The organism is Leptolyngbya iicbica LK (assembly GCF_004212215.1).
Taxonomy (GTDB): domain Bacteria; phylum Cyanobacteriota; class Cyanobacteriia; order Phormidesmidales; family Phormidesmidaceae; genus Halomicronema; species Halomicronema iicbica.
The window spans coordinates 552,037-573,420 of the sequence record NZ_QVFV01000002.1; the positions used below are offsets into that span (position 1 = coordinate 552,037).

At 52.5% G+C, this 21,384-nt stretch carries 13 protein-coding genes; 7 read left to right on the forward strand and 6 right to left on the reverse strand.

Annotated elements, in window-relative coordinates; genetic code table 11:
- Positions 1-148: 148 nt before the first annotated feature.
- Positions 149-5,125 carry a translocation/assembly module TamB domain-containing protein gene (locus DYY88_RS09480; protein ID WP_084607129.1) on the reverse strand — a complete coding sequence of 1,659 codons (4,977 nt, stop codon included), beginning with the start codon at positions 5,123-5,125 and terminating at the stop codon, positions 149-151.
- A 739-nt stretch (positions 5,126-5,864) separates the two neighbouring features.
- On the opposite strand from DYY88_RS09480, the gene DYY88_RS09485 reads away from it, so the two are divergent.
- Entirely contained in the window at positions 5,865-6,809 is a 945-nt protein-coding gene (locus tag DYY88_RS09485) for a sulfite exporter TauE/SafE family protein (RefSeq protein WP_201279051.1), read from the forward strand.
- A 219-nt stretch (positions 6,810-7,028) separates the two neighbouring features.
- Here DYY88_RS09485 and DYY88_RS09490 read toward each other — a convergent pair whose 3' ends face one another.
- Positions 7,029-7,949: a mechanosensitive ion channel family protein gene (locus tag DYY88_RS09490; protein ID WP_039728269.1), complete on the reverse strand. Its 921-nt coding sequence runs from the start codon at positions 7,947-7,949 to the stop codon at positions 7,029-7,031.
- A gap of 407 nt (positions 7,950-8,356) precedes the next feature.
- Positions 8,357-9,250 (reverse strand): hypothetical protein, encoded by an 894-nt coding sequence (locus tag DYY88_RS09495; RefSeq protein WP_130199378.1) that lies wholly within the window; start codon positions 9,248-9,250, stop codon positions 8,357-8,359.
- Positions 9,251-10,082: 832 nt separating this feature from the next.
- On the opposite strand from DYY88_RS09495, the gene DYY88_RS09500 reads away from it, so the two are divergent.
- The 4 genes from DYY88_RS09500 to DYY88_RS09515 all read left to right on the forward strand — a co-directional run bounded on the left by DYY88_RS09500 (position 10,083) and on the right by DYY88_RS09515 (position 13,227).
- Complete coding sequence (locus DYY88_RS09500) at positions 10,083-10,475, forward strand: hypothetical protein (RefSeq protein WP_039728268.1); 393 nt, start codon at positions 10,083-10,085, stop codon at positions 10,473-10,475.
- Positions 10,476-10,759: 284 nt separating this feature from the next.
- A complete protein-coding gene (locus DYY88_RS09505) occupies positions 10,760-11,557 on the forward strand; it encodes an MlaE family lipid ABC transporter permease subunit (protein ID WP_039730204.1) in 798 nt (265 codons plus the stop codon).
- A 238-nt stretch (positions 11,558-11,795) separates the two neighbouring features.
- Positions 11,796-12,209 (forward strand): DUF3119 family protein, encoded by a 414-nt coding sequence (locus tag DYY88_RS09510; RefSeq protein ID WP_367889281.1) that lies wholly within the window; start codon positions 11,796-11,798, stop codon positions 12,207-12,209.
- 142 nt (positions 12,210-12,351) lie between these two features.
- Entirely contained in the window at positions 12,352-13,227 is an 876-nt protein-coding gene (locus DYY88_RS09515) for a DUF3086 domain-containing protein (protein WP_242517596.1), read from the forward strand.
- Positions 13,228-13,582: 355 nt separating this feature from the next.
- Here DYY88_RS09515 and DYY88_RS09520 read toward each other — a convergent pair whose 3' ends face one another.
- Together DYY88_RS09520 and DYY88_RS09525 are read right to left on the reverse strand one after the other, a co-directional pair.
- Positions 13,583-15,085 carry a coiled-coil domain-containing protein gene (locus DYY88_RS09520; RefSeq protein ID WP_039728266.1) on the reverse strand — a complete coding sequence of 501 codons (1,503 nt, stop codon included), beginning with the start codon at positions 15,083-15,085 and terminating at the stop codon, positions 13,583-13,585.
- A gap of 596 nt (positions 15,086-15,681) precedes the next feature.
- Positions 15,682-18,156 (reverse strand): ATP-dependent Clp protease ATP-binding subunit, encoded by a 2,475-nt coding sequence (locus tag DYY88_RS09525; RefSeq protein WP_039728265.1) that lies wholly within the window; start codon positions 18,154-18,156, stop codon positions 15,682-15,684.
- Positions 18,157-18,572: 416 nt separating this feature from the next.
- Here DYY88_RS09525 and DYY88_RS24105 point away from each other — a divergent pair, with 416 nt between their 5' ends.
- Complete coding sequence (locus DYY88_RS24105; protein WP_163685974.1) at positions 18,573-18,749, forward strand: hypothetical protein; 177 nt, start codon at positions 18,573-18,575, stop codon at positions 18,747-18,749.
- A gap of 229 nt (positions 18,750-18,978) precedes the next feature.
- Here DYY88_RS24105 and DYY88_RS09530 read toward each other — a convergent pair whose 3' ends face one another.
- Positions 18,979-19,473: a hypothetical protein gene (locus DYY88_RS09530; RefSeq protein ID WP_130199380.1), complete on the reverse strand. Its 495-nt coding sequence runs from the start codon at positions 19,471-19,473 to the stop codon at positions 18,979-18,981.
- Between the two features lie 187 nt (positions 19,474-19,660).
- Here DYY88_RS09530 and DYY88_RS09535 point away from each other — a divergent pair, with 187 nt between their 5' ends.
- Positions 19,661-21,379, forward strand: a complete 1,719-nt coding sequence (locus tag DYY88_RS09535; RefSeq protein ID WP_039728262.1) for an ABC-ATPase domain-containing protein — start codon at positions 19,661-19,663, stop codon at positions 21,377-21,379.
- Positions 21,380-21,384: the final 5 nt, after the last annotated feature.

Genomic DNA, 21,384 nt, shown 5'->3' on the forward strand with positions numbered 1-21,384 from the left:
CTTCAGTTAATAAGATAGGCAACTTTGGGGCCAGAAGAAAACCAACTTCTCAGATTTCCAGCGATATTCAGCGATCAACTTGACCGCAAAAGGTTGACGTGTCACCGCTCACCGCCATTGGGAACGCGCTGCTCCGCACTCGACTGGGCTAGAAGGTGGTGCGGTATTCCAGGCGCATTTCGGTGTCGTTGAGGTTTGATGAGCCCCGCAGTTGCAGTTCATCGGTAATGCGATACTGCAGTCCCAACTGGGGCGGATTGCCGCTGTTCAAAATTTCGAGCACGCTGATGCCGATACTGTCACCAATCGCAAAGGACGCTTCGACCCCAATCGCCACGCCTGCGGTGCTTTCTTCAGAGGTATCGGTGGTGGGGAAGACGCTAAAGGAGCGCAATCCGAGTGCATTTGCCAGGTCGTTACCAAAGCCCGCCAAGCCCCCGGCGCCTAAGAATCCGGCAAACTGCGTCAGTGTGGCATTAGCCAGGCCTCCCGTAATGTTGCTGCCCAGCAGGGCCACCAACTGTTCTTGGCTCCGGGCGGGGTTGCTGGTCAGAGACAGACTTTCATTCAAATCGCTGACATAGCCTTGAGCGATCGCTTCTACGTTAATAAACTGCACCTCACCAACTGAGCGAATGTCATTGTCGCTAATTTCGGAACTGACAAATCCGTCGTTAGAGGCTGGAATTTCGGTGACGTTGGTTTCCCGGACCCGGGTTCTCAGCGCCACATCCACATAAGGATCAAGGCCATCTTCCGGAGTAAACACAACGGTGTTGGGCGCATTGGAATCGAGCAAAAACTGCGTTGAGAATAGATTGATCCAGCCGGTGCGGAGGTCAATTTCGCCGTCGGGTCGCGGGTCGGAGAGCGTGCCGTTAATCTGAATGCCGCCGTCGGCTGTGAGGTTGTAAAACGGCTGTCCGGCAATGACGAGGCGATCGCGAAACACCAGCACCAAATTTTGCAACGATACCTGGTCTAAGAAGCTCGGTGCGGCAGCCTTAGTGCCTGCCGCCAACGGATCGATGCCGAGGAACTGGGCGCGATAGGGATTGATTTGTTCTACTTCTTCGACGGTGGGGAGATTGATCGCCCCCAACTGCCGCAACAATTGGTTGGCTTGCACAAAGCCCTCATCCAGTTCAATTTTGCCGCCAATGGTGGGTTCTAGCACCGCTCCAGTAATGCCCACTCGCCCATCGACCCGTAAGTCGACCACACCGCGATAGTCGAGGGGCAACTCTCCCAGCGCAATTCTGATGCCACTGGGCGGCGCTGCCTCATCGGTGGACTGCGGTTTGGTGAATTGCTGTTTGGCCTGCGCCAGGGTTAAGAGTGACTCACCCGACGCCAACAACGGCAACTGGCCGCTGATCGCTAACGTGCCATCCCCCATTTCACCCTGCAACTGGGGAATGCTGACCTGTTCGAGGTCAAAATTTATCTGCCCTGTGAGATCAGTCAGCGGTTGCCCCAATTCCTTGCTGCCGATGATGCCATCACGTAAGGTGACCGCTCCCACCACTATCGGCTCAACCACCGTGCCGCCAACCTGGACGCGGATTTCGCCCTCGCCCCCCTCCCAGCGGACTTCTTCAGCGGTGAGCACATTCATCAGGTCAAAGGCGTCGTCCGGCACGATCGCCACCAGCGAGATGTTTTCGGTGGGCGGCTGCACCGTCATAAAGGGCAGCGCATAGGGAATCTCGCCCTGCAAGGTCAGGGGTTGCTCATCAGGAGCGATCGCGGCGACGCCATCCACCTCAAACACGGCATCGCGATAGCCAAAGGTTGCAGCGACTCGCTCTAACGGTTGCTGCCCCACTTGCGGCTCGGCAACCAGCAATTCCCCCGCAATTTGGGGATTCGCGAGACTGCCCTCAAACTCGGTGGTGACATCGATATCCCCCGTCACCTCTAGGGGCAGCGGATACAAAGCTTGGGCTAACTCGACGGGCAAATTATCTACCAAGAGTTGGCCTTGTAAGCGCTCGAAACTGCCGCTACCCGCCAGGTTGATCACCGTGTCTTCAATAATGGCGGAGACGGGGTCGAGGGTCACGGTGGATTGCTGCACATTGCCGCTCACGACGAACTGATTGGGGGGACTGTACGGTCCCCACACCCAGCTCTGTCCCTGAAAGTTGAAATCAGCGGTGAGGCCGTCTAAGTCGAGCGATCGCCCAGCCACCGTGAGTCCGCCCGCAAATTCCCCCATCAGGGTATCCCAAGGCGGCAAGGCCAACATCGGATCGGTGGTGGATGGCTCCGGTCGCGTGGCTTCGTAGGCAATGAACGCCTCTAACTGCTCTAAAAAGGAGGCCATCGGCAACCGAATCGATTGCACTTGTAGGTCGGCGGCGCTACCCATGGGAGCCTGTCGCCGCAACCCAAACCGCAAAGCTTCCAGGTCAATGGTTTCGGCGATCGCGACTACATCTTCGACATAGCCTTCGGCCACGGTCAATTGCCCGGTGTAGGCCAATTCCGGCTGCAGAATGGCGCTGCCCGCCAGCAAAACGCGGCTGTTATCGAACAGCAATTCGCCCTGGCTCAGAGCAGCGGTGTTGTCGGCATAGCGAAACGCCGCGGTAAATAAATCGGCTTCCACAGGATCAAGGCCGGGATTGCTGACGCTAAGGGTGCCGCTGGCGATCGGATTTTGGAAGTCGGCTAGGTTGGCGGATACCTGCAGATCTACCAAGCCGGAGACGATGCCAAACCCGTAGTCTTGGGCGGGCTGCACGGCAAATTTTTCTAGATCCAAGTTTTGCACGGTGGCATCAAGGCGGCGATTGGCTCCGGTGCCAAAGGCGACGAAGTCTTGATTGCGCACCTCAAAGGCGTTGGGCCAGAAGTCAGAATCCACCACCAGAGCCACGCGATCGCCCTCCTGGCTACGGAGGTCAAGTTCGCCTCCCTGAGCTAATGACAGCGCCACGGGGCCAGTGAGCGGCGCAAAGAGCAAATCATTGACGGCCAAATCGACCAACCGCGCATTCCCTGTCACTTGCGGATTGTCGAGGGTGCCTGTGAGCTGGCCGGTGAAGCTAGTGAGGCCCAGGAGTTGCCCATAGTCCCGCACCGCCTCTGGGGCAAAACTGTTGAGGGGTTGCAGGTCATAGTCTTGCAGGGCCACATTTAACGCCAGCGCCCCAATGGGCATCGGCTGATTGAAATCTACGCCAATGGTGCCGTCTGCCTGCACATTGGGCGCGGTGAACCGATTGACGGCAATGCGATCGCCCAAAAACTCAAACTCAGTAATCCAATCTCCCTGGGGCAAGAGTGGCGCGGCGGTAGGAATCGGCTGCACTAAGGCGTCAGCCACGATCGCATCGCCCCCCGCCCGAATGGTTGCCAGGTCAAAGTTGTATAGATTGCCATCCGCCTCCAGGTTAGCGGTCAGCAACCCTTGGGCCTGGGGGGTAAATTGCTGGATGGGCACTTGCGCCGTTGTCGCCGTCGCTTGCCAGTTGCCTGTCGTCAGGTCGGCGATCGCCTCTGCCGTGACACTGCCCTCGGCGACGCGCAGCAGCGTATCATCCAGCACGAGTTGATTGTCGGCCAGGGTCAGCCTCCCCCCACCGGGAAAGGTTGACTCAGAAAGCTGCCACTGAGCGACAGCGGCTTGTGAGGTCAGACTACCCGACCCCTCTGCCTCTGCGGTCAAGTTTCCCACGACAACGTCGGGTGGCAGCGACACCCCGTACAGCTCGGTATAGGCATCTACCGGCACATCGACTTGAGCCGTCAGCTGAAATTGTGGATCGGTCAAATTAGTTAAATCTGCCTCACCCTGGGCAAATATCACACCGCCCGCGACGGGTATCACCCGCAGTTCCGTCAGGTCAAAGCGGTCTTGATTGAGGCGAAAGTCGGACGTGAGGGTCGCTACCTCGACTTGATCAACTTGGACGATCCCCTGGTTGCTCAACCGGCCAGAAATTTGCGGATCGAGTAGCTCCCCTGTCACCTCAGCATTGAGCTGAAAAGTGCCAGCCGCGTCAATCGGCAACTCCAGATCCGCGAGGGATTGCACGTCCGCGATCGCGATCGCGGGAATCTGCGCCCGCAAGTTATGCCCTTCTCGCAAATGCACATCGCCCTCAGCCATCAGCGTGATGTCTTCGAGCTGTAGCCCCGTGTCTTCCAGCGTCACCTGTTGCCCCTGAAATCGGAGTTGACTGCGAATATTACGCACAGGAGCAGGGACGCCACGTACTTGGATCTCTCCATCCTGTAATCGGGCCGTACCTCGAATATCAACGGTGTCTAAATCAAGCTCATTGTCGTCGGTCAGGGCAGCTTTAATTGTCAGGTTGCTGCTGACCAGACCATCCTCTAGACCAACTGAAGAAGGGAGTAAAAGGTTAACACCAGTCGTAGGTAAATCTTGTAAACGTATGTTGGTGTTAACCACGCGCTGGCTTAAGTCACCTTGGCCCTTTATATCAAAGCGCCCGCTATCAAGGTCCCCGGTGAGAGAAAATATGACTAACTGATTTTCTTCACCTTCAAACTCGGCTGCAACATCCACTCCAGTAATTTGAACCGGCTCACGCACCACAATCGCCTCGGGCTCTCGAATGCGGGTCAGGGCAGTGAGATGGGCATCCTCAACTGTCAGGGACTGAATTTCGAGATTGATGCGAGATTCACCTTCCGGTGGCTCGGGCAGCACTAGATCAAGCCACTTGGCATCAGTTGCCTGCACCAAGGTGACCTCAGGCCGAATTAGGCGCAAATCAAACCCAACTGTTTGCTCAAAGATCAGCGATAGCAAGGTGACATTGAGCTCTGCCGACGCGACTGTAACGGTACTTTCGTCGTTCTCAGTCGGGGGAATCAGGATATTTTCTAAACGAATGCTCCAAATAGATATACCGGCAACTTCACCCAAATCGATAGGACGACCAATTGTCTTCTCCACCTCTTCTTCAACAATTGGAAGCACATGGGACTCGACGAGACGTTCTCCCCACACCACAGCAATAATGCCTCCGGCAGCTGCCACCACGCCGAGTCCAGCAGCAAGTTTCAGTAAGGGTGAAAACGAACGACGAGACGGGCGTTCCTCTTCGGAAGAGTCTGGCGGAATGGGGTTGGGGCTATTTGACATAGAACTGGGGTGAACTAGACGCTAGCGCTGAGGCAGCGCGAACAGGAGCAAAAGTGCTGTCGGCAATAATTAGTAGCTAGGCGCATGGTTCAGCAAGATGGATGCTTCCTCCACGATGGATGGCTCAAAGCTGGCCGTAAATCTGACATCAAAACTATCAAAACTCTTGGAATTGGGATAGTCCTGCAAATAATATCGCGCTCACCATAATTTAAAGATCCGCACGCTTAACTGGCTTAACTGATTTAGCGGGCTGCGATTAATGGCGCTTTTGAAGCGCGATCGCCCGTTGGAGGGAGATCATTCTCACCCCAGTGTCGTGAATTATCGTTCACTGCTCGCAACGCTTGACCCGCACGTCAAAAGCCTATCGAACGATGGTTTTGGCCGTCGTTGACGATTGGCAAAGTGATCGGTGGTGAAGACTCGTGAAATCACCCGTGCCAGAGTTGTGGGCAACAGCATATTCAATCGTCTAGCAACCACAAGCACCAGCCACGACGCTACGTGCCCCCTTGGACATCACCAGAAGCGTTCGGCGTCATGTTTGAATATAGGTTGGCTGTTTCCCGATGCTGGTCAAGTTTGTCGCCTGGTGTTGACATCACAGGCGAGCTTAATCTAGCCGTTGCCCCTAGCTAAATCGCCTTCTTACTGGGCGGGACTTGCGGTCGTAACCAGGCAACCGTCTGCTCCGTCTTGAGTCTGGGAGCACGATCGCGGGGACCGGCGCTGATCATTGGCAAATCTGAAAATTGTTGAGCTATTAAGCGATCGCATGAGTCTGGAGTATTGGTTTACGTTTCCCATTGGAGTGGTGATCGCGACGATCGCCATGGCCTCCGGGGTCGAAGGCGCAACCTTTTTCACGCCGCTGTTCATTATTGGTTTGGGGCTACCGACTGAGGTGGCCGTCGGCACCGGGTTAATCACCGAAGCGTTTGGTTTTTCTAGTGGGCTATATGCCTATGTCCGCAAAGGGCTGATCGACTACCAGTTGGGTGGGCGCTTGCTGTTGGTGACTATTCCCCTGGCCCTGCTGGGTACCTGGTTGGCAAAAAGCATTCCGGGCGATGTCCTCAAAGGCATCTTAGGGGTTGGGCTCTTTGCGATCGCGGTCAGTTTTTTGCGATCGCCCAAGCCAGCAGCGATCGCCGTGCTCGACCAAGACATCGAAACCCATCAAGACAGTCACCCCCAAACCTGCATCACCGACGCCACTAATGCCACCTATTGCTACACCATCGCCCATCCCACCGAAGGTCGCATACTCGCGGGGCTAGGGGCGCTGTTTTTGGGCATGGTCTCCACCGGTCTGGGAGAAATGAATGGGTATTTTTTGATGCAGCGCTGTCGCGTACCCAGCAAAGTTGCCGTCGCTACGAGCGTCTTCATCGTGGCGATCACGGCACTCACCGCCTCCATTGGTCATGTGGTGCAGTTTGCCCACGCCGGCGATGACACCCTGACCACAGTCCTGAGTTTGGTCATTTTTACGGCACCAGGCGTCTTGATTGGCGCTCAATTCGGCTCAATCGTCGCCAATCGTTTGCCCCATCACTTGCTTGAGCGCAGCATGGGAATTTTGTTTGTGTTGGTTGGGGCCATCTTGTTGGGAGAAATCACCTTGCACCACCGAGCAATCGCGCTGGCCTGGCTACAAAATTTAGGCTGCTTGGTCTGAGAGCATTAAGTCGGTCAACCGTAATGAGGGTATCTCTCTATTTGTAGGCTGTGGTTGAGGCCCAAAACCCGCTAATTATTTAGGTTGCACTGCACTCATCTAGCCCAAGCAAATGGCAAACCTTGCAGACCGCCCACTACATTTCAGGCTTTCAGTCGTTGACTCTGAGTAGCCAACTCAATGTAGCCAACTCAATTAGGGAATCTCACCAGCAATCGGTTAGTTAAAGTCTGAAGCCACTTCTTGATTCGCTTTACCATTGTCCGCCTGCTGTCGAGTCGGTGTGGCATCAGCGAACTGCTGCTGATCAAAGAAATAAACCGTACGGATTGGGTAGGGAATATTCAAACCTGTGCGATCGCACGCTGCCTTTAAAGCCATGATGACTTCAGTCCGAGTTCGGCGAACAATTGCCTGGGTTGGGCGAGTCCAGTAGCGCACCACAAAATCAATCGAGCTAGCCCCAAATTCGACAATATCAACCTCTACCTGAGGCTCGGCCAAAACACCGTCAACTTCCCTGGCAACCCGACTCAATAACTCTCTGGCGTCAGGCAGAGACGTGTTGTAGTCAAGACCAATGCCCAAATCGGTTCTACGACAAGCTTTTTCCGTCAATACCTCGATCGCATTCGTAAAGACCACAGCATTGGGCACAACAATTTGCTCGCCCTGATAGTTACGAATTTTGGTCGAGCGAATGTCGATAGTTTCTACAGTGCCTTCATAGTCGCTAACGATAATCTGGTCGCCCACTTGAAATGGCTGATTCAACAGCAGTAAGATGCCTGCCAAGAAATTCTTAAAAATGTCTTGAAATGCAAAGCCCACCGCAACCGAGCTGAGACCGACTAGCGCAATGATGTCTCCCAACCCGAGATTAGGAAACAATAAAATACCGCAAAGTAGTATTCCCAACAGCCAAACGCCGACATTCGCAATCTGAACGGCAAGCAACTGTAGGGAAAAGTTCGAGGTGATTTTTTCGACCACTGTGCGGGTGAGTCGCCGAATCGGCAAGGCGCTAAATCGAGTGGCCAAAATGACGAGTATCGACAAAGCGATCGCCGGCAAAAATTCGATGGTGTTCGCCAACAGTTCTAATAAGCTCTGCTGAATAGTTTCTAATACCGCTGCCATGAAACTACTTTATAAATGACTTGTAGAAGTTATCGAATAAGGCACGGTCTGGCATCTATCGCCAGCCATGTATCACCATGGTAATGTGCATCCCGTATCGGGCATGATTAAAGACTTATCCACAGGCTCAAACAGAAGGCGTTGACTCGCAGCCCCCGTTTCCAAACTTGGTCTGCGTCAGGCAAAGCAAGGTAGTCGCCTTATCTATAAAAATAGGAACAGGGCGATCGCTATCCCTGTTCCTACTCAAGATGTATGCTGCTGCTCAGAGGCGAAACATCCGTGTTCGTTGAATTGAGCAACTTGCGGAAGTGTCCCCTTGGCCATGTTGTAAGAGCCCTAAACTCAAGCTCTATAGCCCTCTCGTTGACAACACTCGGACAATTTACCGACTGCAACTGCAATGATTAAGCTTGAGAGCGACGACGCAAGCACTGTTTCTGGCGAGGTGTCAGGTGAGGGCTGAGAGCTGGCATATCGCCAAAATAAATCTTCTCGTAAGTCATCAGCGGCGACTGTGAAATGTAGTGGAAGGTGATGGAATATCGGTCTCGGCTGATCGGTGGCCGTGCCCGGTGGAAAATACTACAAGTATCGACAATGAAAGCTGAATGCTGAGGCCCAACACAAGCTTGCCAATACTCTGGTGGAATATAGCGGCCCATCACCTCATCAGCGACAAGTCCTGAAGAATAATTCATCGCTTTGGCAGCAGTTTGACTGAGTGGCTTCGACATACATTCAAATGGTCCGCCTTGTTCATCTACGTCATTGAGATAGATGATCACTTTCATCATGCGACGATCTTCTTTGTCAATGTGCCAACAACGCACACCTTCTAGTGAGTCATCAGAAACTTCCCGCTTGAGTTCAGCGCCTAAATAGAAAATCGGTAACTGAATGTAATTTTCTGCTAGATCTAGAAGATCTTCGTTGGCTCCCCACAAAAAGATTTCAGGATGCTGGTTCAGAGTTGCTGTCGAAATTCGGTTGCGCGACCCATCAGCGTAAAACTGCTTGGCATCGTTAAGGATTTCCCAAGCCTTGCTCACCATGACATCCGTGCCTGGTATGGACAACTGTGTCAAGTCAGTACTCGCCATCCCTTTGACGCCGAGGTCATTCAAAAGCCTGCCATATCGAGGACTCAGTTGAGGTAGCGTTGACTTATGAGAATCAACCTCTCGGGAGTAAGCAAAATTAAGCAAATGCTTAACAGCAGGAAGCTGCTTAACCTTCCAGGATAAATTTTGCGAGTTTCTGTAGAAGTAGGAAGCTTGAAAGAAATCGTTGGCGAGCATACATCATTACCGTAATTCCCAAATGTAAGGATGGCAATCAAGCCACAGTAAAAGCCACCGTATGTCGGTGCTCTTTAAGTAATCTTCAAGTTTCTCTGCCCAGAAATAAAGTTATCGCCAGCTTCTATTTATACATCTCGCCGAGTACGTACAAACACTTAAGCGAATTCCTGCAAACCTCGTATCATGCCTAAGTGATTTTACTGGACTAGACAATGCGTACAAATACTCCACCCTGGTGGATTCGCAGTAATGCTCAAGATAGCCTGGCTCGATTTCCCCGATCTAATCTTGTCAAGGTATACCGCTCAACAGCACAGGCCACCTGGGAATGCCAAAATCCATTCCAATTAGCCGTGTCATCAATGCCGTTCAACCGATCAATCAATCATTTCGTAGCTATCCCAACCAAAGTTATTAGAAATGGCTCAAGGGAAAGATCGACGAGAAAGGCCCTGGATGTTGAAGTAGTCCGTCAAGTTATCGCATCGATCTTTCCTGTATGCCACCTACATCCCAATGGGCGCAACAACTGATGTCACGCTAGCGGCTCAACCGCGATCGCTGTCTGCCTAATGGGGAGTCGTACAAATAATGAGCCCCTAGCGGCGTACTCGTTTAGGTGACTTTCACGTAATACCTCTCACGTAACTTCAAGGTATTCTCATTTACTGAAAGCAGCTGCAGGATATGGATAAGCCTGAATAACGGAAGGCAATCAGTACCTTAGTTGATCGATTCCCCTCAGATTTCTCATAAATGCAGTCATAAGTTAATGTTTGACGTTACGATAAGTAACACAGACAGATCCTCGCTTACTCAGGAAAAGTTCATGACTGGCTTTATTCGTGGCTTGTTCGGCCGTAAAAACTCTCAATCCGCTGCAGCTCAACCGAAACAAACAGGTGCGTTCTTCCTCAGTGAAGATGACGCTAAAACATTTGGTGATATCGATTACATGCGTTCCTCCAAGGTGGTTAAGCGCACCTTTGCCCGCAAAAAGGGGCAAGAGGAATTGGAATCAGTGCGACAGATTTCGGCCATGGGTATGCGCGAGTTGGATGAAAAGGGCTTGCCTTCTCAAGAGTCCAGTAACAATGGCGCATCCAGTTTTGAAGCAGCTAAGTCAACTTCTAGCAGTTCTGACTTTCAGCGTCGTACGGCCAAAACTGACACCAGTATGGATATGTTTCGGAACATGGCAAAAGATATTAAGAAGCGCTAGCGCTTGAGCGATTGTGTTTTCCAGCTTCTAAATTCTGCAGGGCAAGCCCATTGGGTTGCCCTGTTTTTTATGGAGGCTCATCACAGCACTTGGATTGTTCTGTAGGGGCGCATGGTTACGCTCTTTGCCCAAACTTGGGACTTTTTAACCTGAGTCAGAGCATTGAGCTGGTGCCAGAGACTGGTGCAATGGGGGCATTTCTATATAATGACGATGGTTCTTGTTGCTCAAAGGCGCAAACAGCTTGGGCTCAGCAAGGGCGATCGCTGATTAGAGGTGATTTCTTGGCGCAGGCCATCGAGTTTTCCAGTCTTTCCAAATGGGGGCGTCGCTCTTTTGCGGCAGTTATGCTCATGGGGCAGGTTGTCATGCACTTGATTTCCCGCCCAATTCATCGTCGCAATACGATCGAGCAAATGGTGGCCGTCGGCCCCGAGTCGTTGATGATTGCTTTGCTGACGGCCAGTTTTGTCGGCATGGTTTTTACCATTCAAGTAACCCGTGAATTTATTAATTTTGGGGCCGGTACTGCAGTCGGTGGGGTGTTGGCATTGACCCTGGCCCGCGAGTTAGCTCCCGTACTGACGGCGGTCGTGCTGGCTGGTCGTGTTGGCTCGGCCTTTGCCGCCGAAATTGGCACGATGAAGGTCACTGAGCAAATTGATGCCCTGCAAATCTTAAAAACCGATCCGATCGATTATTTGGTCATCCCACGAGTGGTGGCCTGCGCGCTGATGCTGCCGGTGTTAACGCTACTGTCTTTTATCACCGGGATGAGTGGTGGCCTGCTAATCGCGACTAACTTATATGGCATTGCGCAAAAGGTGTTCCTCGATTCGGCCCAAAACTTCCTTTCTACCTGGGATTTGGTATCCGCCATCATCAAGGCGTTTGTCTTTGGCATCCTGATTGCGATTATTGGCGCTAGTTGGGGACTTACTACCACTGGTGGGGCCAAAGGGGTCGGACAATCCACGACTACGGCGGTCGTGACGGCCCTATTGGCTATCTTTATTAGCAATTTCTTTTTGTCCTGGCTCATGTTTCAGGGAACGGGCAGCGCGGTCTTGGGCAATGTTTAGGTCGATAAACCCATAATTTCAAGTGCTTGACTGGGCGTGGTGGGCGATCGCCCCCTGACTGACAGCAATGAGTCAAGACTCATGTCGTTTGCCTGCGCCATGATGGCCGAGATTGAGCCAAACTTTTGCCATCTCGTTGGTAGGGGAAGGGAGGCCAACCTTTACAATGAAGGCAATCGCCATCAGGCTTTGCCTAAAAGATGACGCTATTGTGGATGTGGCCAGGATTGAGCATATCGTGACAGTTTCTTCAGCAAATCAGACAACCACCTTGCAGCCTAGTTACAACCTGCCAATCGCCTTGATTTTAGGGGGGATTGCTTGGGCCTGCTTGTCCTTAGTGATGTGGGGCACGTTAGTTGCTATCGTTGCGGGAATTGTGGCTTTGTTTGGCGGCTTTTTGCTGTATCAGGCGGCGACTTTACGGCTGGTCTTTACAGCGACTGATCTGGATATTTACCGAGGCGATCGCCGCATTCGTCAGTTTCCTTATCAAGACTGGGAACATTGGGACATTTTTTGGCAACCTGTTCCTGTTTTGTTTTACTTCCGGGAAGTCAATAGCATTCACTTTTTGCCGATTTTGTTTAGCCCCATCATGTTGCGATCGCAGCTCGAGCAACACGTACCGCATCAGGCTGATGATCGCTAATGTGAGTCCGTCACATATTTGAAGTTGCCTTTTTCGTTCTTCTATTGATTCTTTGAGATTGCTTATGCCTGCTGATGAATCGCCGCTATCGTCTGCTCAGTCTGCACCAGGAAATAGCAGTACCTCACGGACGGACGCACGCGTGCAAGCTGATTTGGCCCGGATGGTACGAGAGGCCGTCAGCGACCTAGAGCGTAAAAAGAGATCGCTAGAGTTAGAGATTGAAAAACTCGAGCGCCGCCGCGATCGCATCAACGCTGAGATGAAGACCACTTTTGCTGGTGCTTCGCAAGAGTTAGCCATGCGAGTTCAGAGCTTTAAGGAATATCTGGTGGGTAGTCTGCAAGACCTAGCAACTTCAGCTGAGCAGTTGTCCCTATCTCCTCCAGAACCACCACCCAATCGCCCTTCCGCCGGCCCCCAACGACCGGAGCCCGAGCCGCCCCCCACACCAGCTCCCCCGGTCACTCGTTCGCCACATTTATTGGATGCAGAACGCATTCAAAGTCTGTTGGATCAATATCGTTTACGGCCCGACTACTACGGCCCCGTCTGGCAACTACGTCGTACCTTTGAACCCATTCATGCTGATCGCGTTGCTAACTGGATGCTAGAACAAGGCGGGCGGGGGGCGATCAAAACCCTGAATAGCCGACTGCAAAATGTGTTGGTCGCCTCGGCGGCAATTTCGATGTTGCACACTATGCATGGCGATCGCCTGCGGGTGCTGGTACTAGCTCGGAGTCCTGAGCGACTAGGCGACTGGCGGCGGGGCTTTCAAGACTGCTTAGGCGTATCGCGGGCTGACTTTGGCACTCGCAGTGGCATTATGCTGTTTGAATCGTCAGAGCCCATGGCCCAGCGTGCCGAACGTCTATTAGAAAACAATTACCTGCCATTCATCATCATCGACGAGTCAGAAGGTAAAGTTGCCCTGTCAATCTTGCAGTTTCCCCTTTGGTTGGCAATTGCCCCTGATCCCAGCAATCCCACTTCAGATGCCTACGAGTTCTACTAAAAGATGAGAATAACAATCCAATAACATCGAAGTTGTTGCAGCAATGAGCATTGCTATAGCAATCCGCAGTCAGGTGCCGAGAGCCCAAAAGTTCAAAGCATGGGCATTAAATCGAAGTTTCGACAGCCGTCTCGGCTGTCTTGGGGCAAGCAAGATGCTTGCTCAACAAAACTTGGGTTGGATTTGAAAAATCCTGCTTCCTAACCTAAGCCCCTCGTTTTTCCGTCAAATCAATGAACGGGGCTATCTGCGCAACGCTATGGTAGAAAATTTCCCGGCCAAGTTTTCTCAGCTCGCAACCAAGAACGAACGAGCTCGAGGCCCGCTACTCTCGGGGGCGATGACTGACTGTCCGCTATTCAGTCGGCACTTTAGGCAAGGGTGGAAAGTTAGGCAACTCCACAGCCGATAAAGATTTGCGTTTCCGTTGGGACGGGCGCTGTGGATGCACTAGTGGTGACGGCGAGTTTTGACTAGTCTGCATCGCCTCTAGTGCTGGTACTGACGGAGTTGCTACGGGATAGTCACTAGTCCCAGCGCTGGGTGGCCCGGAGGCTGTTGCCCATGTCTGAGATGCAGATGCAGAACTAGCAGAGTCATGGTTGCCTGGTTCTTCGCTTGCCTCCTCGCTTGCTTCCTCATGAGGAATGGAGGCTGCTGGAGAGAACTCACTCACAGGGGCTCCCCAAGGAATGGGTTCAGTAAACTCGGCAGTCGACGACAGTGGCTCAGTGGCCTCAGTAGGCGGCGCTTCAGCACTTCCTGCGGGTGAGTGGTCGGTTGAATCTAGCTCTGACTCTAATGGTGTAGTAGCCGTCATCGTATTCTCTATGACGCGCTCTACGTCTTGCCAGAGTTGCTGCTCGGCGCTGCTGTTCGGCAGAGGGGGTGACACTGCCTCTGGGGCCTCGTCAGCTAAAATAGGCTCGCTAATAGCCGTCTCTGGCAATTCCGAAGGGCTTGGGGGAGTGGATGGCGATGGCATCGGAGCCTTTTCCGCAGGCGTTCTCAGTAATGAATGCAGCTGAGGATCCGTGGCCATCTGTACTGGATTGGCCGACCAAGGGCGAATGCTCTCGGAGCGAGGCATCCCAATGGTGGGTGAAGAGGATGCTGATGTCTCAGCCACAGATTCGCCACCTTGGATTACACCGTGTTCAATGCTTCGGGAGGTATGTTGAAAAGCCGTGGTGTCCAGGCATTTTTCCAAGGCCGATTTGAATTGCAAAGTGTATTGTTGCTGCCGTTGTAAGCGCGATCGCAAATCGGCACAAGTATCTTCTGCCGCTTGCAGTTGTCTGGCTCGCTCGGTTTTTCGTTTCCGCAAGATATTGCATTCTTGTTCGAGCCGCTGCGATCGTTCTTCAGCAGCTTTCAGCTGAGCGCTCAGAGTGTCAGACAAGAGGGTTTGTCGCTTCAGAGCTGCATTTGCCTCATCCAATTCGCTGAGTAACTGGGCGACTGAGCGAGTCTGGGCGGCGGCCACTTTTTCTTCCTCAGTGAGCCGTTGCGATCGCTCGACTTCTTGCTGCAAGGCTTGTTGCGATCGCTCTAACGCTTCTTCAAGTTGGTTTACCCGGGATAGCAGCACTTCATTGCACTCTTGCAAGTCGTCAATGCGGCCCTGCAAGTTACTGCTATTATCTGGCACACCTGCGATCTCTGTCGTCTCCGCATTAGACGACGGCTCACCGGTAGCCCCTGCACTCAAAGGTGGCATGCCCATAATGGCAATCGTTTCCCAATCATCACTGCCGGGTGGGGGATCTGACGGCAGCGGTAACTGACCTTGAGCAGCAGCTAACGAATCAGCCGAATTAGCATCGTGAGAACGGGGCGGCACGTTTCCTTTGCTCATGATCTTCGGGGGAGTATCAACAGTAAATCGCAGGAATCAGTAGCATATTTAGCGTGATGGCTGCGTTAATCACTATGGTGTAGCACAAAATCTCAAATGCAACTCGCCGATGTCAAGAAAATATCCCAAATGAGGGGGCACAACCCTCTCCCGAGGACTTTTACTGTCAAGTTATGTTAGTCACATAGTGATCGCTGTTATCAGTGATTATCCCTACCATCAGTGTGTTTTGAAAACCCGAAGGTTCTCAGTGCTGAGTCTAGCCGTTTGCTCAGAAAACGGTCTGCTCGTACTGGTAATGCTTTCGGGTTTTCTTCATGGCATAAGCTGTAGCTAGATTTTAGGTGAAGGTCGCACGAAGCTCTGTCGTCTAGAAACTGTTGGCCCAATCTCGTTATAAACCAATTGTTTTGCCAGTATTTCCTTACTCTCCTCTCGTGTCTTCAATCCTGCCGGTTATGGCAGTCTCTTAGGCTGGGCCTGTCGTCATCTAAATTGAAAGCCCCCTCCGCCACTGGGGCGGCAGGGGGCAATGAGGATGCATGGCCAAAGTCAGTGAACAGTGGGTAGATATCTAGAACCCACATAATCAAAGGCTAGCGCTGTACGCCTGCTAGGGCGGGCGTTTGTTGCTGCTCAACACGAACGTTGTCTTCGTCATCGACAGTCAACAACACGGCATCACCATCTTGAACTGAACCAGCCAGAATTGCCTCGGCTAGTGTGTCTTCGACTAAACAAGCGATCGCTCGACGCATCGGACGGGCTCCATAGCGCTGGTCATACCCAGCGTTGATCAGCTTTTCTTCAAACGCTGGGGTAACACTGACCGTAATGCCTCGCTCTGCCAGTCGTTGGTTTACGCCGACCAGCATTAGATCAGCAATCTCCTTGACTTCGGGCTTCGTCAGCTGACGGAAGACAATAATTTCATCCAGACGATTCAGCAACTCCGGACGAAAATACTGTTTCATCTCTTCTTGCACCAGACTGCGAATATTGTTGTACCGAGTGGTGGCTTCGTCTTCAATCGCGGTGTCAAAGCCCATGCCGCCGCCGCCCTTCTCGATGACCTGTGAACCAATATTCGAGGTCATGATGATTAGCGTATTCTTGAAGCTGACCGAACGACCTTTGGAGTCTGTTAAACGGCCATCATCTAGAACTTGCAGCAGGATGTTGAAAACGTCGGGATGTGCCTTTTCGATCTCGTCTAGCAAAATGACTGAGTAAGGCTTGCGACGTACGGCTTCAGTTAGCTGTCCACCTTCGTCATAGCCCACGAATCCTGGAGGGGAACCGACTAGTTTTGAGACGGTATAACTCTCCATATATTCCGACATATCGAGTCGAATCATCGCTTCTTCTGAGCCGAACAGAGACGCAGCAAGCGCTTTGGTGAGCTCAGTCTTACCGACTCCGGTCGGGCCAGAAAAAACCAGGCTCGCAATGGGACGATCTGGACTCGCCAGTTTAACTCGGGAACGGCGAATGGCGCGGGCAGACGCTTCTACCGCTTCGTGTTGACCAATGACGCGCTCGTGCAGGGTGTCTTCTAAATGCATCAGTTGCATTGCTTCAGACTCAGTCATGCGCGTGACCGGTACTCCAGTCCAAGAAGCCACAATTTCAGCGATGTCGTTGTCTTCGACCACCGGCTGAGTCATGGGCGGAGCCTCCGCCGCTTCGGGCTGAGGGCCTTGGATTTGGGCCAATAGCTCATGCTTACGGTGGCGCAGTTCTTGAGCTTGAGCAAACTCCTGAGAGCGGACAGCCACTTGCAAATCGCTCGAAACTTGTCGCAACTCTTGCTTCACCTCAGGCGAAGGATAGCTGATTTGATAACGTAACTTGATGCGAGATCCCGCCTCATCAATCAGGTCAATCGCTTTGTCAGGCAAGTGGCGATCGCTAATGTACCGATCCGATAGCTCGGCTGCAGCTTTCAGGGCAGAGTCTGAGATCAAGACATTGTGGAACTGTTCGTAGCGGCTGCGGATGCCTTCCAAGATTTCAATCGTATCGGTCACCGAAGGCGGCTCTACCATGACAGGTTGAAAGCGCCGCTCTAGCGCTGCATCTTTTTCGATGTGTTGACGATATTCGTCGAGGGTGGTGGCCCCAATACACTGCATTTCCCCGCGAGCAAGGGCAGGCTTGAGCATGTTTGCGGCATCCATGCCCCCTTCAAGGGAACCCGCCCCAACTAGCGTATGAATCTCGTCGATCACCAAAATGATGTCGTCATCGTTGCGGACTTCATCTAAAAGCTGAGTCAGTCGCTCTTCAAAGTCGCCTCTGAAACGGGTGCCCGATACCAGCAGACCCATGTCGATGGCATGAACCTTCTTGCCCATGAGGGTGGCAGGCACATCTTGGTTCACGATGCGCTGAGCCAAGCCCTCAGCGATCGCGGTTTTACCGACACCGGGTTCGCCAATGAGTACAGGATTATTTTTGGTGCGCCGCCCCAGAATTTGGACAACACGCTCAATCTCTTTGGCACGACCGACGACCGGATCAAGCAATCCTTCGGCGGCTTTCAAGGTCAGGTCAGTGCTGTATTCTTCGAGAACTTTGCTCTTGCGACGGCGATCGCTCGTGCGGGCTTTGCGTCCTCCGGCTGGAATCGCTGCTGCTTCGCCCAAATCTTTGATTAAGCGAGTCCGCACCTTGCTGGGAGAAACGCCTAAATTTTCCATGACTCGATAGGCCACACTCTCCCGGCTTTGAGTCAAGCTCAGCAATAGATGCTCCGGTTCGATGTAAGAAGCATCTAACTTGCGAGCCTCTTGAAAAGCGCTTTCGAAAACTTGTTTGACTTTGGGCGTAAACGGCACCTCGGAAGGGGGATTGCCACTGCCCCGCCCAATGATGGCTTCGACTTCTGTACGTGCGTCGGTCAAATTTACGCCAAACTCAGTTAAAACTGCGGCGGCAACGCTGGAATTTTCCCGTAGCAACCCGAGCAGCAACTGCTCGGTGCCAACGAAATTATGCTGCAATCGACGGGCCTCTTCCTGGGCCTTCATAATGACGGCGATCGCGGTGTTGGTGAAGTGCTCAAACATAGCCCCGTGTTGGTTCTGGTGTGCAAGGGAGACAGACTTCCCTAAATTGGCTGCTCTGGCGATGAGGTGACTGCCGTCTACGGAGACTGCACTACCTCTGTAAAGAAACTGTACAAAGAAACTTTACTAAACGGCAGTAGGGAGAGCCGAATGAAGCTCATAAAATCTCTGAAATTCAGCCACAACAGAGGAAATCAATAAGGTAAAACTTTTGCGAATACTCTCTGACAGAAGGCTAAACTTAGAGGTTATTTACATAATTTAACAAGTTATGTTCCAAAATGGATGCTTTTTGCCACAAATGAGGCTAAAATCCCAACCTGAAAAAAGAGATTCATAATTCTCAACGTTAAGAGGTTTCGATGTTCCAACCGACTCATTGGCTAGTTTCCCGTTCACGTAAGGTGCCCGTTGTCGTGCAGGCACGTGGGGAGAAATCGTTGGTGTTTACTGAGCATGAATGGGGAAAGACCGACACTCCAGCGTTTGAGCTACATGTCCGTATGGGTATGTATTGCCGGGGCGTGCAAGTGTTGGGGTACTCTCTAGAGCCAATATCGGTGGAGGCCATTAAGGCCGTTGAGGCATCGTAGGGGTGCAGTTCGTTAAATCGGCTCAGCATACTGTCCTGAGGCAGGCAAGATAAGTGCCCTAACAATTTGAACGCGATCTGGCCCTCATTTCTCATCTCGGCAATGCACTACAGCGCAGCCGAAGTTTGGGCCTTGACAGGGCACTAGATAAAAAGCGAGCGCTAACACGAGAAATTTGCAGCGCTCGCTTTATTGTTGGGAGGATCAACGTATGTCTTCAAGATGACCGCTAGCGGCTTGTGCAAGTCTGGAGGACTTGTCGATCAGTTGCTGTAACCTCTGTAAGGCGATGAAATCCTGCTGGCACCCATGTGTTGGCAACGCTAGTTTCTGAAGCTACTACCGTTGAGTTCTCTAGGGGCATCGCCAAGGAATGCTCTTCTTGGGCGTAACTGTCGATGACTGTGAGGGTCATGTATGTGCCAGTGGCTTCACCATAAAAGCAGTCGAATGATGAGGCCGGCTGATAGAAACCGCCGCTGACGTCTTGCCCAGCCACCTCCATCACCATGTAAGTCGTACCGAGTTGATGTGCTGTGGGGCTTTCACCAAACACATAAATACCATCGGCCAATGGAGAAGGCGTTGCGCTGGCCGCTGTGGTCTCAGCCATCCACGCGAGGGAACCGGTAATCAAGCTGCACCCCAAGATTAGGGCCGCTAAGGGATGACGAAAGACTCGGAACCGTTGTGGAACCGATTGTGCTGGGACAGTGGTAGACAAGACAGAGAACATTGATTCGGTAATTTTGAGGTTCAGTATTAATATCAACGGAAAGCAGTTAAATTCCAGTGATAAGGCTAAATTCTTGAGTTGATCTTCGTCCGACATCCTGGTGATAGGCATCTGGCACAAGTGTGATCTTGATCAGTAATGTCTTCAATTAAGGCTGATTGTGCTTTGAATCTCTATGACAGTTAATCGTTTAAGCGATCGCTTGCACGCTCTCGATGGGCAAAGCTACAAAGCTTACAAGTCCCTGCAGGGAAGTCATGCGCTAGCTAATTTCATGCTGCATGTTGATTATGTGCAGGGTGATCCGTTTGCTGCGCCGAGCCGCATTCGGGTGGAGGTATCACAGGCGATCGCACAGTTGCCCGCTGCGCTGTATAACGTGCTGTCGCGCCGCATAGCGCTGGAAGATTACTTGATTCGTCAATTTGACCAGCAGATTCAGACGGTGGGACGGACCGCAGGTTCTGGAAAAAGTGGATTGATTGAGATTGTGCGGCCTTCCCAAGCAATTTTGCCGCGCAGTGCAGCGCACATCTCTGAGCAAAGGGTGGAGTTACGTTTAGCCGTCGGATTGCCAGCATTTGGGCGGCGCATTGCTGGACGACAAGCAGCTACTCTCTTGTGCGAACACTTACCTGCATTGGTTAACCAAACGCTGCTTTATGCGCGACTGGATGCCGCTGCGCTGCAAGCCCATTGCGACTGTGCTGAGGCCGCAGACTATTTGCGTCATCAGTTACGCGATCGCCATCTGGTGGCGTTTATTGCCAATGGGGCGATATTGCCTCGCCGAAGTGGCGTGGATGATCGACCGTTAGGCCAAGATGCCGTTCCGTTTCAGGCCCCCCCTTCGTTACAGACAAGTTTGCACTTGCCGAATGGGGCCATCGTTACTGGCATGGGTATTCCCCAAGGGGTGACGTTGATGGTGGGGGGCGGATATCACGGCAAATCGACTCTGCTGCGGGCGATCGAGGCAGGCGTTTACAATCACATCCCTGGCGATGGTCGAGAGCAGGTGGTCACAGAGGGGATGGCGATGAAGGTGCGCGCTGAGGATGGCCGCAGCGTGGCGGGGGTCAATATTTCACCCTTTATCAATCATTTGCCGCAAGGACGCTCGACGGCCCAATTTTCGACACCAGACGCTAGCGGCAGCACGTCGCAGGCTGCCAGCATCATTGAGGCCATCGAGGTAGGAGCGACCACGCTATTAATCGATGAAGATACGTCGGCGACTAATTTTATGATTCGCGATCGCCGCATGCAGGCGCTGATTGCCAAAGCCCAAGAACCCATTACGCCCTTTGTCGATAAAGTGCGTCAGTTGTACACAGACTATGGCGTTTCCACCATTTTGGTCATGGGGGGGAGTGGCGATTACTTTGATGTGGCGGATACGGTGATTGCCCTCGACAATTACCGTCCTGACGATGTGACGGAGCAGGCGCGGGCGATCGCCCAATCGGATCAAAATATTCGCCGAGCTGAGGGGGGGACAACCTTTGGCCCCATTGCCTCGCGTATCGTAAGGCCTGACAGCATTGATGCGCGAAAGGGCAAACGACCCGTGAATCTAAAAGCTCGTGCTACCGATGAAATTCGGCTCGGTATGCATGAGATTGACCTCTCAGCGGTTGAGCAGTTGGTGGAGTCTGGACAACTGAAGGCGATCGCGGCTGCCATGGTGTATGCACAGCAATATTACTTTGATGGTGAGCGATCGCTGGCTGCTGCGCTAGACCGGGTGATGGGCGACATTCAAGCTCACGGATTAGATTGTTTGAGCGATCGCCTCAGTGGCGAATTTGTTGGCTTTCGGGCTCTAGAGCTTGCTGCCGCTCTCAACCGTTTGCGAAGCTTAGCAATTGAGGAAGCATCTAGCGACCATTGACCCAT